The organism is Kaistia hirudinis (assembly GCF_014196455.1).
Classification (GTDB): domain Bacteria; phylum Pseudomonadota; class Alphaproteobacteria; order Rhizobiales; family Kaistiaceae; genus Kaistia; species Kaistia hirudinis.
On the sequence record NZ_JACIDS010000002.1, the window covers coordinates 1 to 18,482 of the forward strand.

General features: G+C 67.0%; 21 protein-coding genes. 11 read left to right on the forward strand and 10 right to left on the reverse strand.

The window, feature by feature from the left end; translation table 11 throughout:
- Positions 1 to 419: 419 nt before the first annotated feature.
- Together GGR25_RS05080 and GGR25_RS05085 are read left to right on the forward strand one after the other, a co-directional pair.
- Complete coding sequence (locus tag GGR25_RS05080) at positions 420 to 1,370, forward strand: carbon-nitrogen hydrolase family protein (RefSeq protein WP_183397690.1); 951 nt, start codon at positions 420 to 422, stop codon at positions 1,368 to 1,370.
- The gene (locus tag GGR25_RS05085; RefSeq protein ID WP_183397692.1) at positions 1,367 to 2,065 is read left to right on the forward strand and encodes a phytanoyl-CoA dioxygenase family protein; all 699 of its coding nucleotides are present in this window, start codon (positions 1,367 to 1,369) and stop codon (positions 2,063 to 2,065) included. The genes GGR25_RS05080 and GGR25_RS05085 overlap by 4 nt, the downstream gene beginning before the upstream one ends.
- Positions 2,066 to 2,097: 32 nt before the next feature.
- Here GGR25_RS05085 and GGR25_RS05090 read toward each other — a convergent pair whose 3' ends face one another.
- Entirely contained in the window at positions 2,098 to 2,985 is an 888-nt protein-coding gene (locus GGR25_RS05090) for an NAD(P)-dependent oxidoreductase (RefSeq protein WP_183398587.1), read from the reverse strand.
- A 100-nt stretch (positions 2,986 to 3,085) separates the two neighbouring features.
- On the opposite strand from GGR25_RS05090, the gene GGR25_RS05095 reads away from it, so the two are divergent.
- From GGR25_RS05095 to GGR25_RS05105, 3 genes are all read left to right on the forward strand, one after another.
- A complete protein-coding gene (locus tag GGR25_RS05095; protein WP_183397693.1) occupies positions 3,086 to 4,153 on the forward strand; it encodes a LacI family DNA-binding transcriptional regulator in 1,068 nt (355 codons plus the stop codon).
- Positions 4,154 to 4,189: 36 nt separating this feature from the next.
- Positions 4,190 to 5,161 (forward strand): 2-hydroxyacid dehydrogenase, encoded by a 972-nt coding sequence (locus GGR25_RS05100; RefSeq protein WP_183397694.1) that lies wholly within the window; start codon positions 4,190 to 4,192, stop codon positions 5,159 to 5,161.
- 107 nt (positions 5,162 to 5,268) lie between these two features.
- On the forward strand, positions 5,269 to 5,982 hold the full coding sequence (locus tag GGR25_RS05105) for a Crp/Fnr family transcriptional regulator (RefSeq protein WP_183397695.1): 714 nt from the start codon (positions 5,269 to 5,271) through the stop codon (positions 5,980 to 5,982).
- On the opposite strand, the gene GGR25_RS05110 is transcribed toward GGR25_RS05105, so the two are convergent.
- The 5 genes from GGR25_RS05110 to GGR25_RS05130 all read right to left on the reverse strand — a co-directional run bounded on the left by GGR25_RS05110 (position 5,983) and on the right by GGR25_RS05130 (position 9,879).
- Positions 5,983 to 6,738, reverse strand: coding sequence for an SDR family oxidoreductase (locus GGR25_RS05110; RefSeq protein ID WP_183397696.1), 756 nt, complete (start codon positions 6,736 to 6,738; stop codon positions 5,983 to 5,985).
- A 37-nt stretch (positions 6,739 to 6,775) separates the two neighbouring features.
- Positions 6,776 to 7,471 (reverse strand): GNAT family N-acetyltransferase, encoded by a 696-nt coding sequence (locus tag GGR25_RS05115; protein ID WP_183397698.1) that lies wholly within the window; start codon positions 7,469 to 7,471, stop codon positions 6,776 to 6,778.
- Positions 7,472 to 7,554: 83 nt separating this feature from the next.
- Positions 7,555 to 7,719 carry a hypothetical protein gene (locus tag GGR25_RS05120; protein ID WP_246409302.1) on the reverse strand — a complete coding sequence of 55 codons (165 nt, stop codon included), beginning with the start codon at positions 7,717 to 7,719 and terminating at the stop codon, positions 7,555 to 7,557.
- 26 nt (positions 7,720 to 7,745) lie between these two features.
- The gene (locus tag GGR25_RS05125; RefSeq protein WP_183397700.1) at positions 7,746 to 8,066 is read right to left on the reverse strand and encodes a hypothetical protein; all 321 of its coding nucleotides are present in this window, start codon (positions 8,064 to 8,066) and stop codon (positions 7,746 to 7,748) included.
- A 19-nt stretch (positions 8,067 to 8,085) separates the two neighbouring features.
- The gene (locus GGR25_RS05130) at positions 8,086 to 9,879 is read right to left on the reverse strand and encodes an IlvD/Edd family dehydratase (protein WP_183397701.1); all 1,794 of its coding nucleotides are present in this window, start codon (positions 9,877 to 9,879) and stop codon (positions 8,086 to 8,088) included.
- Between the two features lie 152 nt (positions 9,880 to 10,031).
- On the opposite strand from GGR25_RS05130, the gene GGR25_RS05135 reads away from it, so the two are divergent.
- Positions 10,032 to 11,216: a pyridoxal phosphate-dependent aminotransferase gene (locus GGR25_RS05135; RefSeq protein ID WP_183397702.1), complete on the forward strand. Its 1,185-nt coding sequence runs from the start codon at positions 10,032 to 10,034 to the stop codon at positions 11,214 to 11,216.
- Between the two features lie 32 nt (positions 11,217 to 11,248).
- Here GGR25_RS05135 and aroB read toward each other — a convergent pair whose 3' ends face one another.
- Together aroB and GGR25_RS05145 are read right to left on the reverse strand one after the other, a co-directional pair.
- Entirely contained in the window at positions 11,249 to 12,376 is a 1,128-nt protein-coding gene (gene aroB, locus GGR25_RS05140) for a 3-dehydroquinate synthase (protein ID WP_183398588.1), read from the reverse strand.
- Positions 12,377 to 12,378: 2 nt separating this feature from the next.
- Positions 12,379 to 12,987, reverse strand: a complete 609-nt coding sequence (locus tag GGR25_RS05145; RefSeq protein WP_183398589.1) for a shikimate kinase — start codon at positions 12,985 to 12,987, stop codon at positions 12,379 to 12,381.
- Between the two features lie 166 nt (positions 12,988 to 13,153).
- Between GGR25_RS05145 and GGR25_RS05150 the strand changes: the two genes are divergently transcribed.
- Complete coding sequence (locus GGR25_RS05150; protein WP_183397704.1) at positions 13,154 to 13,300, forward strand: histidine kinase; 147 nt, start codon at positions 13,154 to 13,156, stop codon at positions 13,298 to 13,300.
- 5 nt (positions 13,301 to 13,305) lie between these two features.
- Positions 13,306 to 14,256 (forward strand): site-specific tyrosine recombinase XerD, encoded by a 951-nt coding sequence (xerD, locus tag GGR25_RS05155; RefSeq protein ID WP_183397705.1) that lies wholly within the window; start codon positions 13,306 to 13,308, stop codon positions 14,254 to 14,256.
- A gap of 23 nt (positions 14,257 to 14,279) precedes the next feature.
- Here xerD and GGR25_RS05160 read toward each other — a convergent pair whose 3' ends face one another.
- Positions 14,280 to 14,648, reverse strand: a complete 369-nt coding sequence (locus GGR25_RS05160) for a DUF805 domain-containing protein (protein ID WP_183397707.1) — start codon at positions 14,646 to 14,648, stop codon at positions 14,280 to 14,282.
- A gap of 323 nt (positions 14,649 to 14,971) precedes the next feature.
- Here GGR25_RS05160 and GGR25_RS05165 point away from each other — a divergent pair, with 323 nt between their 5' ends.
- Positions 14,972 to 15,922, forward strand: coding sequence for a FecR domain-containing protein (locus GGR25_RS05165; RefSeq protein WP_183397708.1), 951 nt, complete (start codon positions 14,972 to 14,974; stop codon positions 15,920 to 15,922).
- A 180-nt stretch (positions 15,923 to 16,102) separates the two neighbouring features.
- Here GGR25_RS05165 and GGR25_RS05170 read toward each other — a convergent pair whose 3' ends face one another.
- Positions 16,103 to 16,534 (reverse strand): transcriptional regulator, SarA/Rot family, encoded by a 432-nt coding sequence (locus tag GGR25_RS05170; protein ID WP_183397709.1) that lies wholly within the window; start codon positions 16,532 to 16,534, stop codon positions 16,103 to 16,105.
- 251 nt (positions 16,535 to 16,785) lie between these two features.
- On the opposite strand from GGR25_RS05170, the gene GGR25_RS05175 reads away from it, so the two are divergent.
- Together GGR25_RS05175 and GGR25_RS05180 are read left to right on the forward strand one after the other, a co-directional pair.
- Positions 16,786 to 17,508 carry a sensor histidine kinase gene (locus GGR25_RS05175; RefSeq protein ID WP_183397710.1) on the forward strand — a complete coding sequence of 241 codons (723 nt, stop codon included), beginning with the start codon at positions 16,786 to 16,788 and terminating at the stop codon, positions 17,506 to 17,508.
- A gap of 129 nt (positions 17,509 to 17,637) precedes the next feature.
- Positions 17,638 to 18,414, forward strand: coding sequence for an SDR family NAD(P)-dependent oxidoreductase (locus tag GGR25_RS05180; RefSeq protein WP_183397711.1), 777 nt, complete (start codon positions 17,638 to 17,640; stop codon positions 18,412 to 18,414).
- Positions 18,415 to 18,482 lie beyond the last annotated feature (68 nt).

An 18,482-nucleotide genomic window follows, 5' to 3' on the forward strand; every position in this document is an offset into this window, starting at 1 on the left:
CACAATGTCCCCCATCCAAAAAGCCCCGGCCGGATTAATATCCGCCGGGGCTTTTTGTCGTTCCAGAGGCCGGCGGAAGAGGCTCCACGGGGCCCCGAATGCCCAAGGGAAATAGCCGACCAGGTACGCCTCACTGCAGGAATGCACGTCGCGTCCGTCACAGCCGCCAGAAACGCGCGAAGGCGGACTGGATGGGCGCGCAATGTTGGGCGTTGGCAGCACGGCAGGGCAGGGGAGGCGGATAGCGCGTCAGCCCCTACCACGAGTCGAGCCAGGTGCACCGAAGGCAATAGCTCTCCAAGCAGGATCACCGACCGACAGCCTATAGACTTAGCTCGACGCGCCCGTCGCCAGCTGATGGCAATTCCCGTCATCCGGGATAGTCTCGCTCGGATGATGCCGGCTGCGGGGACGTTCTCATGACCATTCTTCGGATCGCAACCACGTCCCTGGCGACGCTCGAGGATTTTGCGCCGCCCTATAATCTGGCGCATCCCGATCCAGACGAGACCTTAGCCCGCGGCCTTGAACTGATCGACGCGGCCGGCGCGATGAAAGCCGACCTCGTCTGTCTGCCGGAAACATTCAAGGCCGCCGGTCTGCCGGCGTCGCGCATCGAAGAGCTCGCCGAACCTTTGGACGGTCCCTCTGTCCGGGCGCTGGCCGAACGCGCGAAGCGGCATCGGATCCATGTCGTCGCCGGCCTGTTCGCCCGCATCGACGGCGCGATCTCCAACGTCGCGATCCTCCTCGACCGAGAGGGCCGGCTGATCGGAACCTATGCGAAGAAGCATCCGACGGAGGGCGAGATCGTGGGCGGCGTTCGGCCGGGCTCGGCTTCCGCGGTGTTCAAGACCGAGATCGGCCGCATCGGCCTTGCGGTCTGTTTCGATCTGAACTGGCGCGAACTCTGGGCGGAGATGAAGGCGGACGGTGCGGACATCGTCTGCTGGCTCTCCGCCTATGAGGGCGGCTTTCCCCTCCAGGCCTATGCCTGGCTGCACGGCTTCATCGTTGTCTCGTCTGTCCAATCCTATGCCGGCAAGATCATCGACCGCACGGGCCGGATCCTGGCCAGCACCAGCCGTTGGGGCCGGCTCACCAGCTGGGACTTCGACACCGGCAAGCGCTGGCTGCATACGGACGGACAGGGCGAGGCGATCCTCGCCATGCAGAAGGCTTATGGCGACAGGGTGCGCGTCGAGACCTTCGGTGAGGAGCACATGTTCTCGATCGAGAGCCGCGATCCCGCCCTCGCAGTCGACACCATTCTAAACGACATGGGCCTCGTCACGATGGAAGACTACATCGCCCGGTGCGACGCGGCGCAGCGGGCCGGTCGAGGCGCGCGTTCCGACGGCTCCCAATGAACCGCCATCGCTCTGGTGCTAGCGAACCGGTGTTGCGCCTCGCTTCGGAGGGAGCGCAGCTGTTTTCGGGGGCTGCGATTTCGATCGTCGGAACGCTCCTCGATCACCTTTCGGACATCGTGCCTGGACGGGCTGGCGTTCGGCTCGCGGGCCGGGCGGGCTTTATTGAAAGCCTCAATGCGGCGGGCGCGATCGGGCGTATCGCCGCCAGTTTGACCGGCAACGACGCGGTGCGACCGGTGCGCGCCGTCCTCTTCGACAAAGCGGACGGGGTCAACTGGTCACTCGGCTGGCACCAGGACCGGACGATCTGCGTGGAGGAGCGCATCGACGTCGCGGGCTACGGTCCCTGGACGACCAAGGCAGGGCTCGTCCATGTCGAACCGCCGTTCGAACTCCTGGCACGCATGATCACGCTTCGGGTCCACCTGGATGACGTGCCCGCGACCAACGCGCCTTTGCTGGTTGCGCCCGGATCGCATCGCTTCGGTCGGGTCCCGATCGAGGAGATTCCCGCCATCGTCGATCAGTGCGGCGTTGCCGCGTGTCTCGCAAGGGCCGGCGATATCTGGGCGTATTCGACGCCGATCGTGCACGCCTCGGAACGTTCGGCACAAGTCGGCCGGAGGCGCGTCCTTCAGATCGACTACGCGCGGGATGCGCTACCGGACGGGCTCAGCTGGCGCGGAATCTAAAGGCGCCATACGTCCGATGCGGATCGCTCCAGCTACACCCCATTCTTCGTCTTGACGAAATCGGACAGCATCGGGACGAACTTGCCGCCTTCGCCGGCGGCCTGCATGGCGACGAACTCGTTCTTCACGGTGGCGCCGAGCGCGTTCACGATCCCGGCGGCATCGGCCATCCCGGCGAGATAGCGCAGGTCCTTCGCGGCGTTGTCGATGGTGAAGCGATGCGCGTTTTCATCGCGCGTCAGCACATAGGTCATGAAGGTGTCGTAGAAGCCGCAGCGCATCCGGCCCTGGCCGATGACGGAGTGGAACGTTTCCGCCGACAGGCCGACCTTTTCGCCGAGCGCTAGCGCTTCGGAATAGAGCGCCGCATAGCCGAGCGAGAGGAAGTTGTTGATCAGCTTCATCTTGTGGCCCGCGCCGACCGGGCCGACATGGACGATGGTCGCGGCCCAGCAGGCAATGAGCGGCTTGACGCGTTCGAAGACGGCGGGATCGGCGCCGACCAGCGCCTGGAGCGTGCCGGCCGCGGCGCCGGCCGGCGTGCCGCCGAGCGGTGCATCGACGAAATGCATGCCGGCCGCTTCCAGCCTTGCGGCGAGGCGGACGGTCGAGGTCGGCTCGGCGGTCGAGGTGTCGATCACGACGAGGCCGGGATGCGCGCCGGCGAGAATGCCGCCCGTGCCCTCGATCAGTTGCTCGACCTCGGGCGATCCGGTCACGCAGAGGAAGATGACGTCGCATTCGCGCGCCATTTCCTCGGCGGTGCCGACCTCGTTCGCGCCGAGCGCGACGAGGCGGTCGACGGCCTCACGGCGCCGATTGGCCATGGCGGTGAGCGCGTTGCCCTTGACCAGCAGATTGGTCGCCATGCCCTCGCCCATGAACCCGAGGCCGATGAAGCCGACGCGCGTCGCTGCCATCATGTTTCTCCCGCTCTGCTCAAAAAGGCGATTCTTCGCCGAACTGAATTGGTTTAAAGCCGATAGCACAGACGACTTGGGGTGGCGACCAGGAGAGGTGATGGCCGACCGGGAGAAGCCTGCGGACGCGCAGGGCGACGCGCCTCTGCCGAAGCTGCCGCAGCGCGGATTGACGTTGCGCATGCTCGGCGATCGGCTCGGCCTGTCGACGGCGACCATCTCGTTGGCTCTGCGGGATTCGCCGCTCGTCGCCGAGCAGACCCGGATCCGCGTCCGCGCCCTCGCCGACGAGATCGGCTATGTCGCGAACCGATCGGCGGCGAGCCTGCGCACGGCGCGGACCAATATGGTCGGCGTGGTCGTGCACGACGTCGTGAATCCCTATTTCGCCGAGATCTTCCGCGCCCTCGAGGCGGAGCTGAACGCGCAGTCGCTGGCGATCATGATCTGCAACCACGCCGACGATGTGCGGCGGCAGCGCACCTTCGTCGAGACGCTGATGCAGCATCGCGCCGACGGGCTCATCATGTGCCCCTCGGTCGGAACCGAGCCGGCCGAGGTGCTGCGCGTCGCGCGCAGCGGGCTGCCGCTCGTGATGATCTGCCGCGACATCGGTGAGATCGGCGTGCCCGTGGTGCGCGGCGACGATTTCGCCGGCGCGCTCGCGCTGACGCGGCACCTGATCGAGAGGGGGCACCGGCGCATCGCCTTCGTCGGCGGCCGCCGTCAGACCAGCGCCGGCCGCGAACGCCACGCCGGCTATGTCGCGGCGCATGCGGAAGCCGGAATCGAAATCGATCCGGCGCTTGATGTTCCCGAGGCGATGACGCAGCGCGCGGGCCGCGACGCGGTGGCGGGCCTGCTCGCGCTGTCGCGGCGGCCGACGGCGATCTTCGGCTTCAACGACCTCGTCGCATTGGGGCTCATGTCCGCGCTGCGCCGGCATGGGATCGAGCCGGGGCGGGACATCGCGGTCGCCGGATATGACAATACGGATGGTGCCGCCTGGACCACGCCGGCGCTGACCTCGGTCGACAATGTTCCCGGGCCCATCGGCGCGACGGCGGCGGCGCTGCTGCGCGACCAGATCGCCGGGCTCCCCGTGCGCACGGAGCGGATCCTGATCGCGCCGGAACTGATCGTGCGGGAATCGACCCGTCCCAACTGAACCCCAATGAACCAGACCTCGAGGGAGAGAGCCCGAATGTCCCGGCCCAGCCTGTTGATGCCCGGCCCCATGGCGCGCAGCGTGAACAATGCGCTCGATGACCATTTCACGGTGCATCGCCTTTATGAACTCGTGGACCGCGAGGCGGAGCTCGCCGAGTTGGCGCCGGAGATCCGCGCCGTCGCCGTGAGCGGCTTTCGCGTCGATCCGGCCCTGATCGACCGCCTGCCGAAGCTGGAGATCATCGCCAGCTTCGGCGTCGGCTACGACAATATCGACGCGCGCTATGCCGGCTCCAAGGGCATCGTCGTCACCAACACGCCGGATGTGCTGACCGAGGAGGTCGCCGACACCGCGCTCGGGCTGCTGCTCATGACGGCGCGCGAACTCGGCGCCGCCGAGCGTTATCTGCGCGCCGGTCGTTGGTTGGAGGGCGCCTATCCGCTCAGCGCGACCTTGCGCGACCGCAGCGTCGGCATTGTCGGCCTCGGCCGGATCGGCAAGGCGATCGCGCGGCGGCTCGAGGCGTTCGGCCTGCCCGTCGCCTATCACAATCGCCGTCCGCAGGACGACGTACACCATCGCTATTATCCCGATCTGATCGAGATGGCGCGCAATGTCGACACGCTGATCAGCGTGCTGCCCGGCGGTGCATCGACCGACAAGCTTATCGGCCGCGCCGTGCTCGACGCGCTCGGGCCGCGCGGCATCCTGATCAATATCGGCCGCGGCTCCGTCGTCGACGAGGCGGAGCTCATCGCGGCACTTACCGAGAAGCGTATTCATGCGGCGGGTCTCGACGTGTTCGAGAAGGAGCCGCAGGTGCCGGCCCAACTGATCGCGCTCGACAATGCCGTGCTGCTGCCCCATGTCGGCTCGGCCTCGGTCTATACGCGCGACGCGATGGGTCAGCGCGTCGTCGACAACCTCATGGCGTGGCGCGACGGGCGGCCGCCGGTCAGCCCGGTCGTCGAAACGCCGTTCCATGGCTGGACGGCGCGCGGCTGATTGGAAGCCGGCTGCGGCGCCGCTTCCGCGCCGCAACAACGACGGCTATGCTTCGCGGCTGCGGGCCCGGCGTCCGGCCGGGCCTCACGCGCGGGGACCCACTCACCATGCATGAGAGCAGCGGCTATTTCGGCCTGATCGTCGGCAATCTCACCTATATCGTGGTGGGCATTTCCTGGCTGCTGACGAACATCATGTGGCTGCGGATCGTGGCCGTCATCGGCCTCTGTCTCGAGATCACCTACATGTCGCAGCAGCCGGGTGGTCCCGTCTGGACCACCATGGGCTGGGACACGGTGTTCATCACCATCAACCTCGTGCAGCTCGCGATCCTCGTGCGCGACCGGCTGAGCCTGAAGCTCACCAAGGAGGAGCGCGTCTATCTGGCGCCCGTGCTGGAGCGGCTCGACAAGGCGCAGATCGCGCGCATGCTGCGCACCGGCGGCTGGAAGACGCTTGAGCCCGGCACGATGATCACCCGCGAAGGCGACCCCGTCGCGGATCTCACGCTCATCTGCGCCGGGCGCGCCGAGGTGAAGGTCCACGACGCGATCCTGGCGCATGTCGGTCCCGGCGTGTTCATCGGCGAGATCGCGTTCACGACCGGGCGGCCGGCGACGGCGAGCGTCATGGTCACGGAAACGGTCCGCATCCTGGCGCTCGACCAGGCGAAGCTGCGCCAGCTCTGCAAGCAGGATCAGCAGATCGCGTCGGCGATCTATGCGCTGATCGGCGGCGGACTCGCCGACAAGATGCATGCCTCGAACGAGCGCATGCAGCCCTCGCCCGCCGGGGCGGGCGAGGCAACCGGTCCCGGCTAGTTACAGCGAGAAGCCGCCATCGGACGAGATGCACTGGCCGGTCGTGTAGCTCGCCTCGTCGGATGCGAGATAGACCGCGAGCCAGGCGATTTCCTCGGGTTCGCCGAGCCGCGCCATGGGCTGTCGATCGATGAACTGCTGGCGGATTTCCTCGACCGTCTTGCCGGTCTTGGCGGCCTGCTCGGCGATGCGCCCGTCGAGCGAGGGCGACTTGATCGTGCCCGGCGCGATCGCATTGACACGCACGCCCTGACGGATGTGATCGGCCGCGACCGCCTTGGTGAGGCCGATGACGGCCGCCTTGGACGCGCCATAGACATAGCGGTTGGCGAGGCCGCGGATCGAGCTCGCGCCCGAGGCGATGTTGATGATCGAGCCATTGCCCCGCTCCAGCATGCCCGGAAGGAAGGCGCGGATGGTGCGGTGCATGGATTTCACATTGACGTCGAAAGAGAAATCCCAGTCGGCGTCGGATGTCGAGAGCGCCGAGCCGTGATGGACGAAGCCGGCGCAGTTGAACAGCACGTCGACCGGACCGACCTGCTTCGCCAGGGCCTCGACGGCCTCGGTGCTGCGCACGTCGAGCGAATGGGTCTCGGCGATGCCATGCGCCTTCAGGTCCGCGATCAGCTCGCCCTTGAGATCCGTCGCGATGACGTGAGCCCCCTCGGCAGCGAAGGCGATGGCCGTGGCGCGGCCGATGCCGGCGCCCGCGGCGGTCAGGAAGGCGCGCTTGCCCTTCAGACGATCCGTCATGTCGTTTCCTCGTTCGATTATTGTTGAATGGTTGGTGTCAGGTGGAGCGGAGCTCTTCCAGCGACCGACGCTGGCGTCCGTCGGGGCCGAAATTCGCCGGGTCGAGCCAGGCTTCGAAGGCGGCCTTGGCGCCGGGCCATTCGTGATCGAGCAGCGCAAACCAGGCGGTGTCGCGGTTGCGGCCCTTGACGATCATGTGCTGGCGGAAAATGCCCTCGAAGGTGAAGCCGAGGCGGAGCGCGGCGCGGCGCGAGGGCGCGTTCAGCGCATTGCACTTCCATTCATAGCGACGATAGCCGAGATCGTCGAAGACGTGACGGGCCATGAGGTACATGGCTTCGGTCGCGCCGATCGTGCGCTGCAGGGCGGGCGTATAGAGGATATTGCCGACCTCGACGGCGCGATCGGCCGGGGCGATGCGCATGAAGGTCGCGTGGCCGATGGCGCGCCGGCTCCCGCTTTCCACGATCGCGAAGAGCAGCGGATCGTCTTTCGTCGCGGCTGCGGCGTAGTACGCTTGAAACGCCTCGAAAGTCGCAAACGGGCCTTGTCCCATATAGGCCCAGAGCGCGTCATTGGCCGGGCCGGACGACAGGTCGAACAGATCGCGGGCGTGATCCTCGACGCTGAACGGAACCAGCGCGATGTGACGCCCTTCGAGGACGGTGCGGGCCGGCGGTGGCACGGGCCGGGTATCGACGATGTCGCCAAGGGGAGGGGACATCTCAGTCATGCCGTCCGACCTCGGCGCACCGGTCGATCGCTATCGTTACCATCTCGGGCTCCTCCCAGCTCAGCAGCGATCCTAACTGGGAATCACGCCTGAGAGGAAGGGCGTGCGAGGGTCGCGCGCATCGGTGGCGTGATGCCGCGGCGTTCGAGTTCGGCGAGGATCGAGGCGGGAATCTCGCGGCAGCCGCAGGCGCGCGCATGCTCGAGATGCCACGCGATCCGCTCGTTGAGGCTCGCCTTGGGTGGCATCGGATTCGCTTCGTGCCATTCGCGGTTCATTGCGGTTCGATCGCCTCCGCGGCGGGCAGGATCAGTTCGATTTGCCAGTCGGCGCCGAGTTCGCGCCGCACCGCCGCGGCGATCGCCTCGCCCTCGCGCCGCCAGGCGATAGCGGCCTTCGCGTCATGAAACCGGGACAGCTCGGGATCGACCGGGTCGAGGACGGCATCGAACGCGTCGATCCATTCTTCGATCCGGTCGGCGAGGTCGTCGGAGAGGCCGAGATCGTCGAGGTCGACGGGCTCGGCTTCCCTGCGGTCCGGGACGATCCAGAGCGGCTCGCTCAGCCATTGCGGCGCGATGCGGAGCCTCGGCATGGATCGTCCTTCCGGCCTCTTAGTGATTGTCGCGCGGCAGGCCCATCACATGCGCGACGTCCTGATACTTCACGGCCGGCTTCAGCACCATGCCCTCGTCGAACTGATCGACGAGCTGGCGCTGGATCTCCTGCCAGGGCGTCTGGCTGCCGGGGAAGTGATAGCCACCGTGCTTCGAGAGATCGGCCCGGCGCTCGGCCAGTTCCTCGTCCGAAATCAGGATGTTGGCGGTTCCCTTGCGCAGGTCGACGCGGATGCGGTCGCCGGTCTTGAGCAGCGCGAGGCCGCCATTGATCGCCGCCTCGGGCGAGGCGTTGAGGATCGAGGGCGAGCCGGAGGTGCCGGACTGGCGCCCGTCGCCGATGCAGGGCAGCGAATGCACGCCGCGCTTGATGAGGGCGGCCGGCGGCTGCATGTTCACCACCTCCGCACCGCCGGGGTAGCCGATCGGTCCGGCGCCACGCATCACGAGCAGCGTGTATTCGTCGATCTCCAGCGAGGGATCGTCGATGCGGTGATGATAGTCCTCGGTGCCGTCGAACACGACGGCGCGGCCCTCGAACGCGTCCGGATCGTCCGGATTGGACAGATAGCGGTCGCGGAACTCGGCGGTGATCACGCTGGTCTTCATGATCGCGCTGTCGAAGAGATTACCGCGCAGCACGAGGAAGCCGGCATCCTTCACCAGCGGCTGGTCATAGGGGAGGATGACGTCCCAGTCCTGGCTCTCGCGGCCGCGGCAATTCTCGGCGAGCGTCTTGCCGTTGACCGTCTTGGCCTCGCGGATCTTGCCGTGCTTCAGCAATTCGTTGACGACCGCGGGCACGCCGCCGGCACGGTGATATTCCTCGCCGAGATATTTGCCGGCCGGCTGCAGGTTCACGAGCAGCGGGATCTTGTGGCCGACCGTCTGCCAGTCGTCCATCTCGATCGGCACGCCGGCATGCTTGGCGATCGCGTTGATGTGGATCTGCGCGTTGGTCGAGCCGCCGATCGCCGAGTTGACGACGATCGCGTTCTCGATCGCCTCGCGCGTCAGGATGTCGGACGGCTTCAGGTCTTCCCAGACCATCTCGACCGCGCGCTTGCCGGTCTCGTAGGCGATCTGGCCGCGCTCGCGATAGGGCGCGGGGATCGCCGCGCAACCCGGCAACGACATGCCGAGCGCCTCGGCGAGCGAGTTCATCGTCGAGGCCGTGCCCATCGTGTTGCAATGACCGGCCGAGGGCGCCGCCGAAGCGGCGATCTGCATGAATTCCTCATAGTCGATCTCGCCGGCGGCCAGCCATTCGCGGGCCTTCCAGACGATGGTGCCGGAGCCGGAGCGCTCGCCCTTCCACCAGCCGTTCAGCATCGGACCGCCGGAGAGCACGATCGCCGGGATGTTGACCGTCGCGGCGGCCATGATGCAGGCCGGGGTGGTCTTGTCGCAGCCGGTGGTCAGCACGACGCCATCGAGCGGATAGCCGTAGAGCACCTCGACGAGGCCGAGATAGGCGAGGTTGCGGTCGAGCGCCGCCGTGGGGCGCTTGCCCGTTTCCTGGATCGGATGCACCGGGAATTCGAGCGCCAGACCGCCGGCCGCAGTGATGCCGTCGCGCACGCGCTTGGCGAGCTCCAGATGATGGCGGTTGCACGGCGACAGGTCCGAACCCGTCTGTGCAATGCCGATGATCGGCTTGCCCGACTGCAGCTCCTCGCGCGTGAGGCCATAGTTCAGGTAGCGCTCCAGATAGAGCGCCGTCATGCCCGGATTGTCCGGATTGTTGAACCAGGCCTGCGAGCGGAGTTTGAGCGGCGTGGCGGCGGACATGGTGACGTATCTCCCAAATCTAAATCGGTTTGATTTTGGCGCGAGGATGCGCTGAAACATCATACGAAATCAATGGCAGAGTCGTGGCACTGGCGCAAAGCTCCAAAGCCGTTCAAAAGAGCGCCGGCCAGCGAACCGAGGGGAGGGCCCAAATGCTCAAGAGTGTCGCCAATTTCGACCGCATCGGCGAGGAGAACGCGTTCGCGGTTCTGGCCCGCGCGACCGATCTCGCCCGCCAGGGGCGCGACATCATCAATCTCGGTATCGGCCAGCCGGATTTCCGCACGCCCGAGCATATCGTCGAAGCCGCCGTGAAGGCGCTGCGCGACGGCCATCACGGCTATACGCCGGCGACGGGCATCCTGCCGCTGCGCGAGGCGGTGGCCGCCGATGTGACGAAGCGCACCGGGGCGCCGGTTTCGCCTGACAATGTCGTCGTCGTGCCGGGCGGCAAGGTCACCATGTTCGCGGCCATCCTGATGTTCGGCGAGCCCGGCGCGGACATCCTCTATCCCGATCCCGGCTTCCCGATCTATCGCTCGATGATCGAGTTTACCGGCGCACGGCCCGTTCCCGTTCCGATCCGCGAGGCGAACGGCTTCGCCTTCTCCGCCGAGGAGACGCTGGCGCTGATCACGCCGCAGACGCGGCTGATCATCCTGAATTCGCCCGCCAATCCGACCGGAGGCGTCACGCCCAAGGCCGAGATCGACAAGCTGGTCGCCGGTCTCGCCGCCTGGCCGGACATCGCGATCCTGTCGGACGAGATCTACGGCCAGATGATCTATGACGGTCTCGCGCATACCTCGCTCCTGTCCTATCCGGAGCTGCGCGACCGCGTGATCCTGCTCGATGGCTGGTCGAAGACCTATGCCATGACCGGCTGGCGCATGGGCTATTCGATCTGGCCGGATTCGCTGGTCGACAAGATGCGCAAGCTCGCCGTGAACTGCTGGTCCTGCGTCAACGCGCCGTCGCAATGGGCGGGGCTCGCCGCGCTGACCGGGCCGCAGGACGAGGTCCATGCCATGGTCGCGGAGTTCGATCGGCGGCGGGCGGTCGTGGTCGAGGAGGTCAACCGCCTGCCGGGCGTCTCCTGTGCCACGCCGAAGGGCGCCTTCTACGCCTTCCCGAACATTGCCGCGACCGGATGGAAGGCGAAGCCGCTCGCCTCGGCGCTGCTCGAGGAGGCCGGCGTCGCAACGATCGGCGGGCCGGATTTCGGCGTCTATGGCGAAGGCTATATCCGCCTTTCCTACGCCAATTCGACGGAGAACATCCGCCGCGCGATCGAGCGGATCGGCGCCTTCCTGGAGAAGAACGCCAAGGCCGCTTAGGCGGAAGGCTGCGTGACCGGACGCCGTCCGCCTCAGGCCTCCAGCGTTTCCCTCAGGAAAGCGCGGACCTCGGCGGGCGGCACGTCCCTGGCGATGAAGGATTCGCCGATGCCATGCGTCAGGATGAAGGTGAGCGTACCGCGCGACACCTTCTTGTCCTGCGCGATCAGCGCCATCAGCCCGTCGGCGTCGGGCAGTTCGCCGGGGATCTGACGCATCTCGGTCGGCAGGCCGACCTCGGCGAGATGGCGCGCCACGCGGCGTCCATCATCGGGCGAACAGAGGTTCATCCGCGCCGAGAAGCGGTGCGCCAGCACCATGCCGATCGAAACGCCCTCGCCATGCACGAGGCGGTCGGAATAATGCGTCGCGGCCTCCAGCGCATGGCCGAAGGTGTGGCCGAGATTGAGCAGCGCCCTCTCGCCGGTCTCATGCTCGTCGGCGGCGACAACTTTCGCCTTGGAGCGGCAGCTGGTCGCGACGGCATGTTCGCGTTCCGGCCCGCCCGCGAAGATCCCGCGCCAGTTCGCCTCGAGCCAGGCGAAGAAGGGCGCATCGTTGATCAGGCCATACTTGGCGACCTCGGCATAGCCGGCGCGGAATTCGCGCGGCGAGAGCGTGTCGAGCGCGCCGGTATCGGCGAGCACCAACTCGGGCTGATGGAAGGCGCCGACGAGATTCTTGCCCTCGGGCGTGTTGATGCCGGTCTTGCCGCCGACGGATGAATCCACCTGCGCCAGCAGCGAGGTCGGGATCTGCACGAAGCGCATGCCGCGCCGCACGATCGCCGAGGCGAAACCCGTCAGGTCGCCGATGACGCCGCCGCCGAGCGCGATCACGACATCGCGCCGCTCGAGCCGTGCGGCGAGGACCTGTCGGACGACATGTTCGAGCATGCCGAAGCTCTTCGACGCCTCGCCCGGCGCGATGATGACGGGCACGACCTCGATGCCGGCTGCGGCCAGAGAAGCCGCGAGGCGCGGAAGCTGCGCCGCGGCGACATTCCGATCGGTCACCACGGCGGCACGCGCGCCCGGAAGACGGGCGGCGATCTCGCTGCCCGCCACGTCCAGCAGGCCGCGCCCGATCAGGATGTCATAGGACCGCGTGCCGAGCTCGACGCGCACTGCGATCCGGGCGGCTGCAGCTTCGGCGGTCATGGTCATGGAGGTCCTGCTTGCTTTGAGGCGTCGGCGACGAAATCGGCAAGGGCCTTCACCGCCTCGTCGGCGACGACCTCATGCGCGACGTCGCGCGATATGATGTGGATGTCGGCCTTGGCGTAGACCGGGTAGCGCTCGTCCATCAGCCGGCGCATCGTGCCTTCCGGATCTTCGTTCATGAGCAGCGGCCGGTTGGAGCGCTTGCGCACGCGCGCCATCAGCACGTCCAGATCCGCCCTCAGCCAGATCGAGACCCCGCCGGCGGCGATCGCGGCCTGGGTCTCCGGGCTCATGAACGCGCCGCCTCCGGTCGCGAGCACCTTGGACCGGCCGTCGAGCAGGCGGCGGATCACGCGCCGCTCGCCGTCACGGAAATAGGCCTCGCCATGCTTGGCGAAGATTTCGGGGATCGTCGCCTGCGCGGCCTTCTCGATTTCCGCATCGGCATCGACGAAAGGAAGCTGCAGGCGCGTGGCGATGCGCTTGCCGACGGACGTCTTGCCCGCGCCCATCAGGCCGACCAGCACGATGGAGCGCCCGCCGAGCCCGTCCAGGATCGCCTCGCGTTCGTCCTTCGGCCCGTCCACGTCGACCGATTCGCCGCCCATCTCGCCTGCCATGTCACGCTTCGCCCGCGAGGAGGAAGAACCGGAGGGGGCCACCTCTGTCAATAGCGCCATTCCCCCGGGCCGCGATCCGGGCGCTTGCCAATCGGCGCGATCGGCGGCCATAAGTCGGAAGGCTCAGGATCAGCAAGAGGCCGACCGCCGCGCCATGCCGACACTCTCGCGCTTCCTCCTGGCGCTCATCGTGGTCGCGCTCGTCGGCTATGCCACAGTCTACGGCCTCGCCAATTTCGTCACGCCGAGCCAGCGGGAGATCACGGTGCGCATCCCGACCGACCGGCTGCAGCGGGATTGATGGCGATGGCAACGCGCGAGGCCGCTCCCCGCCCGACCGGGCTGCATCATCTCGAGGCCTTCCTGGAAATGATGAGCGCCGAGCGTGGCGCCTCGCCCAATACGCTCGCAGCTTACCGCCGCGACATCGAGGAATATGCGGGCTTCCTGGCCAGCAAGGGCTCCGATTTCGAGAAGGCGGGCGCGGCCGAGGTGCGCGGCTATCTGAGCGAGCTCGATGCGCGCGGCTTTGCCGCCAGTTCGGCCGCGCGCCGCCTTTCCGCCGTCCGCCAGTTCCACCGCTTCCTGTTCTCCGAGGGCGTGCGAAGCGACGATCCATCGGGGATCGTGTCGGCGCCCAAGCGCCGCCAGCCTCTGCCGCATATCCTGTCGGAGGCGGAGGTCGACCGCCTGCTCGCGACCGCCGAGGCGCGTGTCGGCACGGCCGATTCGCTACCCGCGATGCTGCGCTCGGCGCGGCTCGCGGCGCTGCTGGAGACGCTCTATGCCTCCGGCCTCCGCGTCTCCGAACTGGTGACATTGCCGGCCTCGGCGGCGCGCCCGGAACTGCGCATGCTCTTGGTGCGCGGCAAGGGCAGCAAGGAGCGCGTCGTGCCGCTCACCGAGCGGGCCCGCGACGCGATCGCGCGCTATGTGACGCTCCGCCGGGAGGCCGAGGGGCCGGCGAGCCCGTTCCTGTTTCCCTCCTTCGGCGAAACCGGGACGCTGACCCGGCAGGCCTTTGCACGGGATCTCAAGGAGCTGGCCGCGGCGGCCGGCATCGCGCCGAGCCGCGTCTCGCCCCATGTGCTGCGGCACGCCTTTGCGAGCCACCTGCTCCAGAACGGCGCGGATCTGCGCGTGGTCCAGCAACTGCTGGGCCATGCTGACATCTCGACGACGCAGATCTACACCCATGTGCTCGAGGAGCGGCTGAAGGCGCTCGTCGCCGAGCACCACCCCCTCGCCAAGGCCTGACGCGTCGAGGCCTGATCGGGTCCTCAGCCGAACCTGTTCCGGCCCGTTTGGCTCGGCTGCACATACCAGAACAGCAGCACCAGATTGCCGATCAGCGGGACGAGGCCAATCAGGATCCACCAGCCCGAGCGGTCGATGTCGTGCAGGCGGCGGACCGAGACGGAGAGCCCCGGGAGGATCAGCGCGAGGCCGAGCAGCGCCGAGAGCACGTGCGGTCCGTAGAACGCGTCGCGACCGAGGATCGGCGCGATCGCAAGGCCGTCGAATATGCCGGCCGCAAGCGAGGCGATGATTGTGAACAGCACCCACCACCAAAATTCGCTGCGTGTCGCGCGGCCGTCAAAGCTTGCATAGTGCGACAAGACCGATCTTATCGCCTCGCCCATGGTCATCGAATCGTCTCCCGTCCGGGGGATTGAAGTTCCGCCAAACTATTCGCCGGCGCTTGATTGCCGGTTAAGGAAGCAACGGTCGCCATTTGCGTAGGCATTCATGCCGATCGGCGGAAGCTGTGTGCCGCTCGTACCGGCAGATCAAGATTAGGTTGCTTTCTGCCCGCGGCAGTGAGAAAAATCCGGCCGGATCGACGCTGTCGATTGAAGCGGTGGATGCTCAAACTATGGGCTTCCAAATTGCATACAATTTCGCATTCTTGTTTGGAAGTTTTCCAGGGAGATTTCGTCTCATGCCTTGGTCGCGCAGTCCGTTACCGTTCGTGATCGCAGCGGCCGTGCTGGCTGTGCCGCCGGCTGCATGGGCCGATGCTCCCGTGCCGAGTGGTTCGGTCGTCGCCGTCATCCAGCAGGCGAATGCGGTCGGGTCGCCGACCGGCAAGCGCATGCTCGACGTCGCCGCGCCGGTCTATATCGGCGACCAGATCCAGACGGGAGAGATCGGCGAGGCGCAGCTGCGTTTCCGCGACTCGACCAAGCTGGTCGTGGGCCCCAACTCGAACCTCGTGATCGATGATTTCGTCTACAAGAACCGCGGCACGGCGGAGGACGTCTCGATCAACGCCGTGCGCGGCACGTTCCGTTTCATCACCGGTTCGAGCCCGAAGAACGCCTATTCTCTGAAGACGCCCGTCGCCACCATCGGCGTGCGCGGCACGGAGTTCGACTTCTCGGTCGGCCGCAATGGCGAGACGACGCTCGTTCTCTATGAGGGCAGCGCCAGCCTCTGCGACAATTCCGGCCAGTGCGTGACCATGACCGGTGGCTGCGGCATCGCGGTCGTGCCGCCCGGCGGCGGGGCGCGCCGCGTCACGACGCGGTCCGAGCGCAATCGCCTGCTGGAGAGCGGCTTTCCCTATCTGAAGAATCAGGGCGGGCTGCAGCGCGCCTTCCGCACCGATTCGTCCAGCTGCCAGCCCCAGAAGAAGGCCATCTTCATTCCGGACGGCGCGCGCACCGGCTCCAGCGGCGGGTCGAATACTTTCGGTGAGCGCCGGAGTGAGGCCACCCCCCCGGCTCCGGCACCCACGCCGACCCCCGATCCTGGTCCGGGCCCCTCGCCCGATCCCGGGCCGTCATGCGGCGGTGGCTCGCCGGGTCAAGGCGGCCACTCTGGTGGGCATCATGAGGGTGGTGGCTGGGGTGGCGGTCCCCATGGCGGCGGCAATACGCCGAGCACCGACGGGCCGCCCCAGAACTCCAATCCAAGCTGACCGGGCGCCGCCTGGCAGATCCGCGATTGCTACAATGGGCTGACGCAGCAATGCGCCGGCCCGTTTCTATTGGGCTTCCATCGGGGCAGGGCAGCCGCGAGGCGATCCCGACGATGTCATAGCTGACCGTCCTGACGCTTGCGGTCGGGACCGGAAAGACGTGACGAAGGGTTCGGCGCCCTAGGCCTCTGGCGCGATGAGTGCGCCGCGCAGCTGCTGAATCTGGCGGTTCAGCTGGTTCAGCTGATCCAGCGTCATCCCGGAGCGCTCGATCAGCCGCTCGTTGAGGCAATCGCATCGCGTCAGGACGGCATGCCCGGCGTCGGTCAGTTGCACGTGCACGTGCCGTTCGTCGGAGCGATCGCGGCGACGGGCCACGAAGCGGCCCGCCTCCATGCGCTTGATCAGGGGCGTGATCGTGCTCGGCTCCAGGCTGAGCCGCTGGGCGATGGCCCCGATCGTCAGCTCCCCGGCTTCACCGAGGGCACAGAGGACGAGGTATTGCGGATAGGTGATGCCGAGGTCGTTGAGCAGGGGCTGGTAGGTGCGTCCGACCGCCATGCTCGTCGCATACAGGGTGAAGCAGATCTGGTCGTCGAGCGGGAGGGGCACGGTCTCGCGATATCCTCATCCTGGGATCGTCACAAAACCTATCACGGAAAAAATTGCCGCAACAATGAAAGGGCTGTTCAGGCTCGGCTTACCGAGGTAGGATAATAATTATCGCAATAATCAATGTTCAGGTAATTGGATCGCGAATGAGGGCGCTCGGACCGGGAGGCCTTTGTCCGTCGTGTCGCAGACCCCGGCGGAGACTTCGTCTCTCCCCGGCGGAACGGGCCGACAGGCGCGCGCGTTTCGCCATGCGCGAGGCCGCAGAGCAATCGGCAGGTTCGCTTCCTGCGCTCGCGATGGCAGGCTATGCCGCATCCCTGGCGCATGAGATCAGCCAGCCACTCGCGACGATCCTCACGCATGCCGACGCGGCGCTGCGCTGGATCGATCGCCCGCATCCCGATGTCGGCGAGGCCGTGAGCGGGCTGAAGCAGATCCGCGCATCCGCGCGCCGTGCCGCGGGCATCGTCGCATCGCTGCGCGCGCTCGCGCGGCAAGCGCCGCCCGCGCTGGTTCCGGTCCGGATCGAGGATGTCGTGGCGGACGCGCTGCAACTGGTCGCCGGGGAAGCGGATGCGCGCCGGATCGCCATCGTCGACCGTCTCGCCGCAGCGCGCGGCGCCGTCCTCGTCGATCCCGTCCAGATCCGCCAGGTGCTGATCAATCTCGTCACCAACGCCATTCATGCGATCGGCGAGCGCGCGTCGTCTGACGGCCGTGTCACCATCGAGACGAGCCCTCTGGACGGCGCGATCCGCATCGCGGTCTCCGACAATGGATGCGGGATGGAAGCCGATGTTCTTGCGCGGATCTTCGAGCCCTTCTTCACCACCAAGAGCTGCGGCATGGGCGTTGGCCTCGCGATCTGCCGTTCGATCATCGAGGCGCATGGCGCCAGGCTCGAGGCGATTTCGGTGCGAGGAGAGGGGAGCACCTTCTCGTTCGCGCTTCTCCGGGCGCCGGAAGCATAGTCGGCGCACGCGATGCGTGTCGCTCGCATCGCGCTATGATGGCCGCCTGAACCGGTCTCCGATTCCATCGGGCCGGTGCGGAGGGGGCGCAGGGGGGGCCTTTGCGCGTGTGAACGAAGGAAATTGAGGATGAAGATCGATCTTTCCGGCAAGTCCGCTCTCGTCACCGGATCGACGGGTGGCATCGGCTTCGCGATCGCCAAGGGTTTGCAGGAGGCGGGCGCGGAGGTCGTCATCAACGGGCGGACCAGAGACAAGGTCGACGCGGCGCTGGCGCGCCTCGGCGGCGGCGCGCGCGGCGTCGCCATCGATCTCGGCACCGCCGGCGGCGCGGCGGAATTGATCGCGGCGGAGCCCGATTTCGACATCGTCGTGAACAATCTCGGCATCTTCCAGCCGGTGGATTTCTTCGAGACGGATGATGCCGTCTGGGATCGCCATTGGGAGGTCAATGTCATGTCGGGCGTGCGCCTCGCCCGTGCCTATCTGCCCGGCATGGCGGCGCGCGGCTGGGGGCGCATGCTGTTCCTCGGATCGGAATCCGCCTTCAACATCCCCGTCGAGATGATCCACTATGGCGTCAGCAAGACGGCCGACGTTTCGCTCGCGCGCGGCCTCGCCAAGCGCATGGCGGGAACCGGCGTCACGGTGAATTCGATCCTGCCGGGCCCGACCTTGTCGGAAGGCGTCGCCGAAATGCTGAAGGCCGATGTGACGGCGGGCAAGACGCTCGAGCAAGCCGGCGTCGATTTCATCAAGGCGAACCGGCCGACCTCGATCATCGGTCGGCCGGCGAGCGTCGAGGAAGTCGCCAATATGGCCGTCTACATCGCCTCACCGCTGGCCTCTGCCACCACGGGGGCGGCGCTCCGGGTCGATGGCGGCGTGGTCGATTTCATCGTGTGACGGCGGCCGCCCGCCCGGCGGGTTGCCGCCCTGCGCATTTGGCTCGCCGCAGGCCGACGTGCCTTCCC

Bases quoted from the DNA above. Each gene is read 5' to 3' on its own strand.
- GGR25_RS05080 (WP_183397690.1), top strand. From the start codon at position 420: ATGACCATTCTTCGGATCGCAACCACGTCCCTGGCGACGCTCGAGGAT.
- GGR25_RS05085 (WP_183397692.1), top strand. From the start codon at position 1,367: ATGAACCGCCATCGCTCTGGTGCTAGCGAACCGGTGTTGCGCCTCGCT.
- GGR25_RS05090 (WP_183398587.1), bottom strand. From the start codon at position 2,985: ATGGCAGCGACGCGCGTCGGCTTCATCGGCCTCGGGTTCATGGGCGAG.
- GGR25_RS05095 (WP_183397693.1), top strand. From the start codon at position 3,086: ATGGCCGACCGGGAGAAGCCTGCGGACGCGCAGGGCGACGCGCCTCTG.
- GGR25_RS05100 (WP_183397694.1), top strand. From the start codon at position 4,190: ATGTCCCGGCCCAGCCTGTTGATGCCCGGCCCCATGGCGCGCAGCGTG.
- GGR25_RS05105 (WP_183397695.1), top strand. From the start codon at position 5,269: ATGCATGAGAGCAGCGGCTATTTCGGCCTGATCGTCGGCAATCTCACC.
- GGR25_RS05110 (WP_183397696.1), bottom strand. From the start codon at position 6,738: ATGACGGATCGTCTGAAGGGCAAGCGCGCCTTCCTGACCGCCGCGGGC.
- GGR25_RS05115 (WP_183397698.1), bottom strand. From the start codon at position 7,471: ATGACTGAGATGTCCCCTCCCCTTGGCGACATCGTCGATACCCGGCCC.
- GGR25_RS05120 (WP_246409302.1), bottom strand. From the start codon at position 7,719: ATGCCACCCAAGGCGAGCCTCAACGAGCGGATCGCGTGGCATCTCGAG.
- GGR25_RS05125 (WP_183397700.1), bottom strand. From the start codon at position 8,066: ATGCCGAGGCTCCGCATCGCGCCGCAATGGCTGAGCGAGCCGCTCTGG.
- GGR25_RS05130 (WP_183397701.1), bottom strand. From the start codon at position 9,879: ATGTCCGCCGCCACGCCGCTCAAACTCCGCTCGCAGGCCTGGTTCAAC.
- GGR25_RS05135 (WP_183397702.1), top strand. From the start codon at position 10,032: ATGCTCAAGAGTGTCGCCAATTTCGACCGCATCGGCGAGGAGAACGCG.
- aroB (WP_183398588.1), bottom strand. From the start codon at position 12,376: ATGACCGCCGAAGCTGCAGCCGCCCGGATCGCAGTGCGCGTCGAGCTC.
- GGR25_RS05145 (WP_183398589.1), bottom strand. From the start codon at position 12,987: ATGGGCGGCGAATCGGTCGACGTGGACGGGCCGAAGGACGAACGCGAG.
- GGR25_RS05150 (WP_183397704.1), top strand. From the start codon at position 13,154: ATGCCGACACTCTCGCGCTTCCTCCTGGCGCTCATCGTGGTCGCGCTC.
- xerD (WP_183397705.1), top strand. From the start codon at position 13,306: ATGGCAACGCGCGAGGCCGCTCCCCGCCCGACCGGGCTGCATCATCTC.
- GGR25_RS05160 (WP_183397707.1), bottom strand. From the start codon at position 14,648: ATGACCATGGGCGAGGCGATAAGATCGGTCTTGTCGCACTATGCAAGC.
- GGR25_RS05175 (WP_183397710.1), top strand. From the start codon at position 16,786: ATGCGCGAGGCCGCAGAGCAATCGGCAGGTTCGCTTCCTGCGCTCGCG.
- GGR25_RS05180 (WP_183397711.1), top strand. From the start codon at position 17,638: ATGAAGATCGATCTTTCCGGCAAGTCCGCTCTCGTCACCGGATCGACG.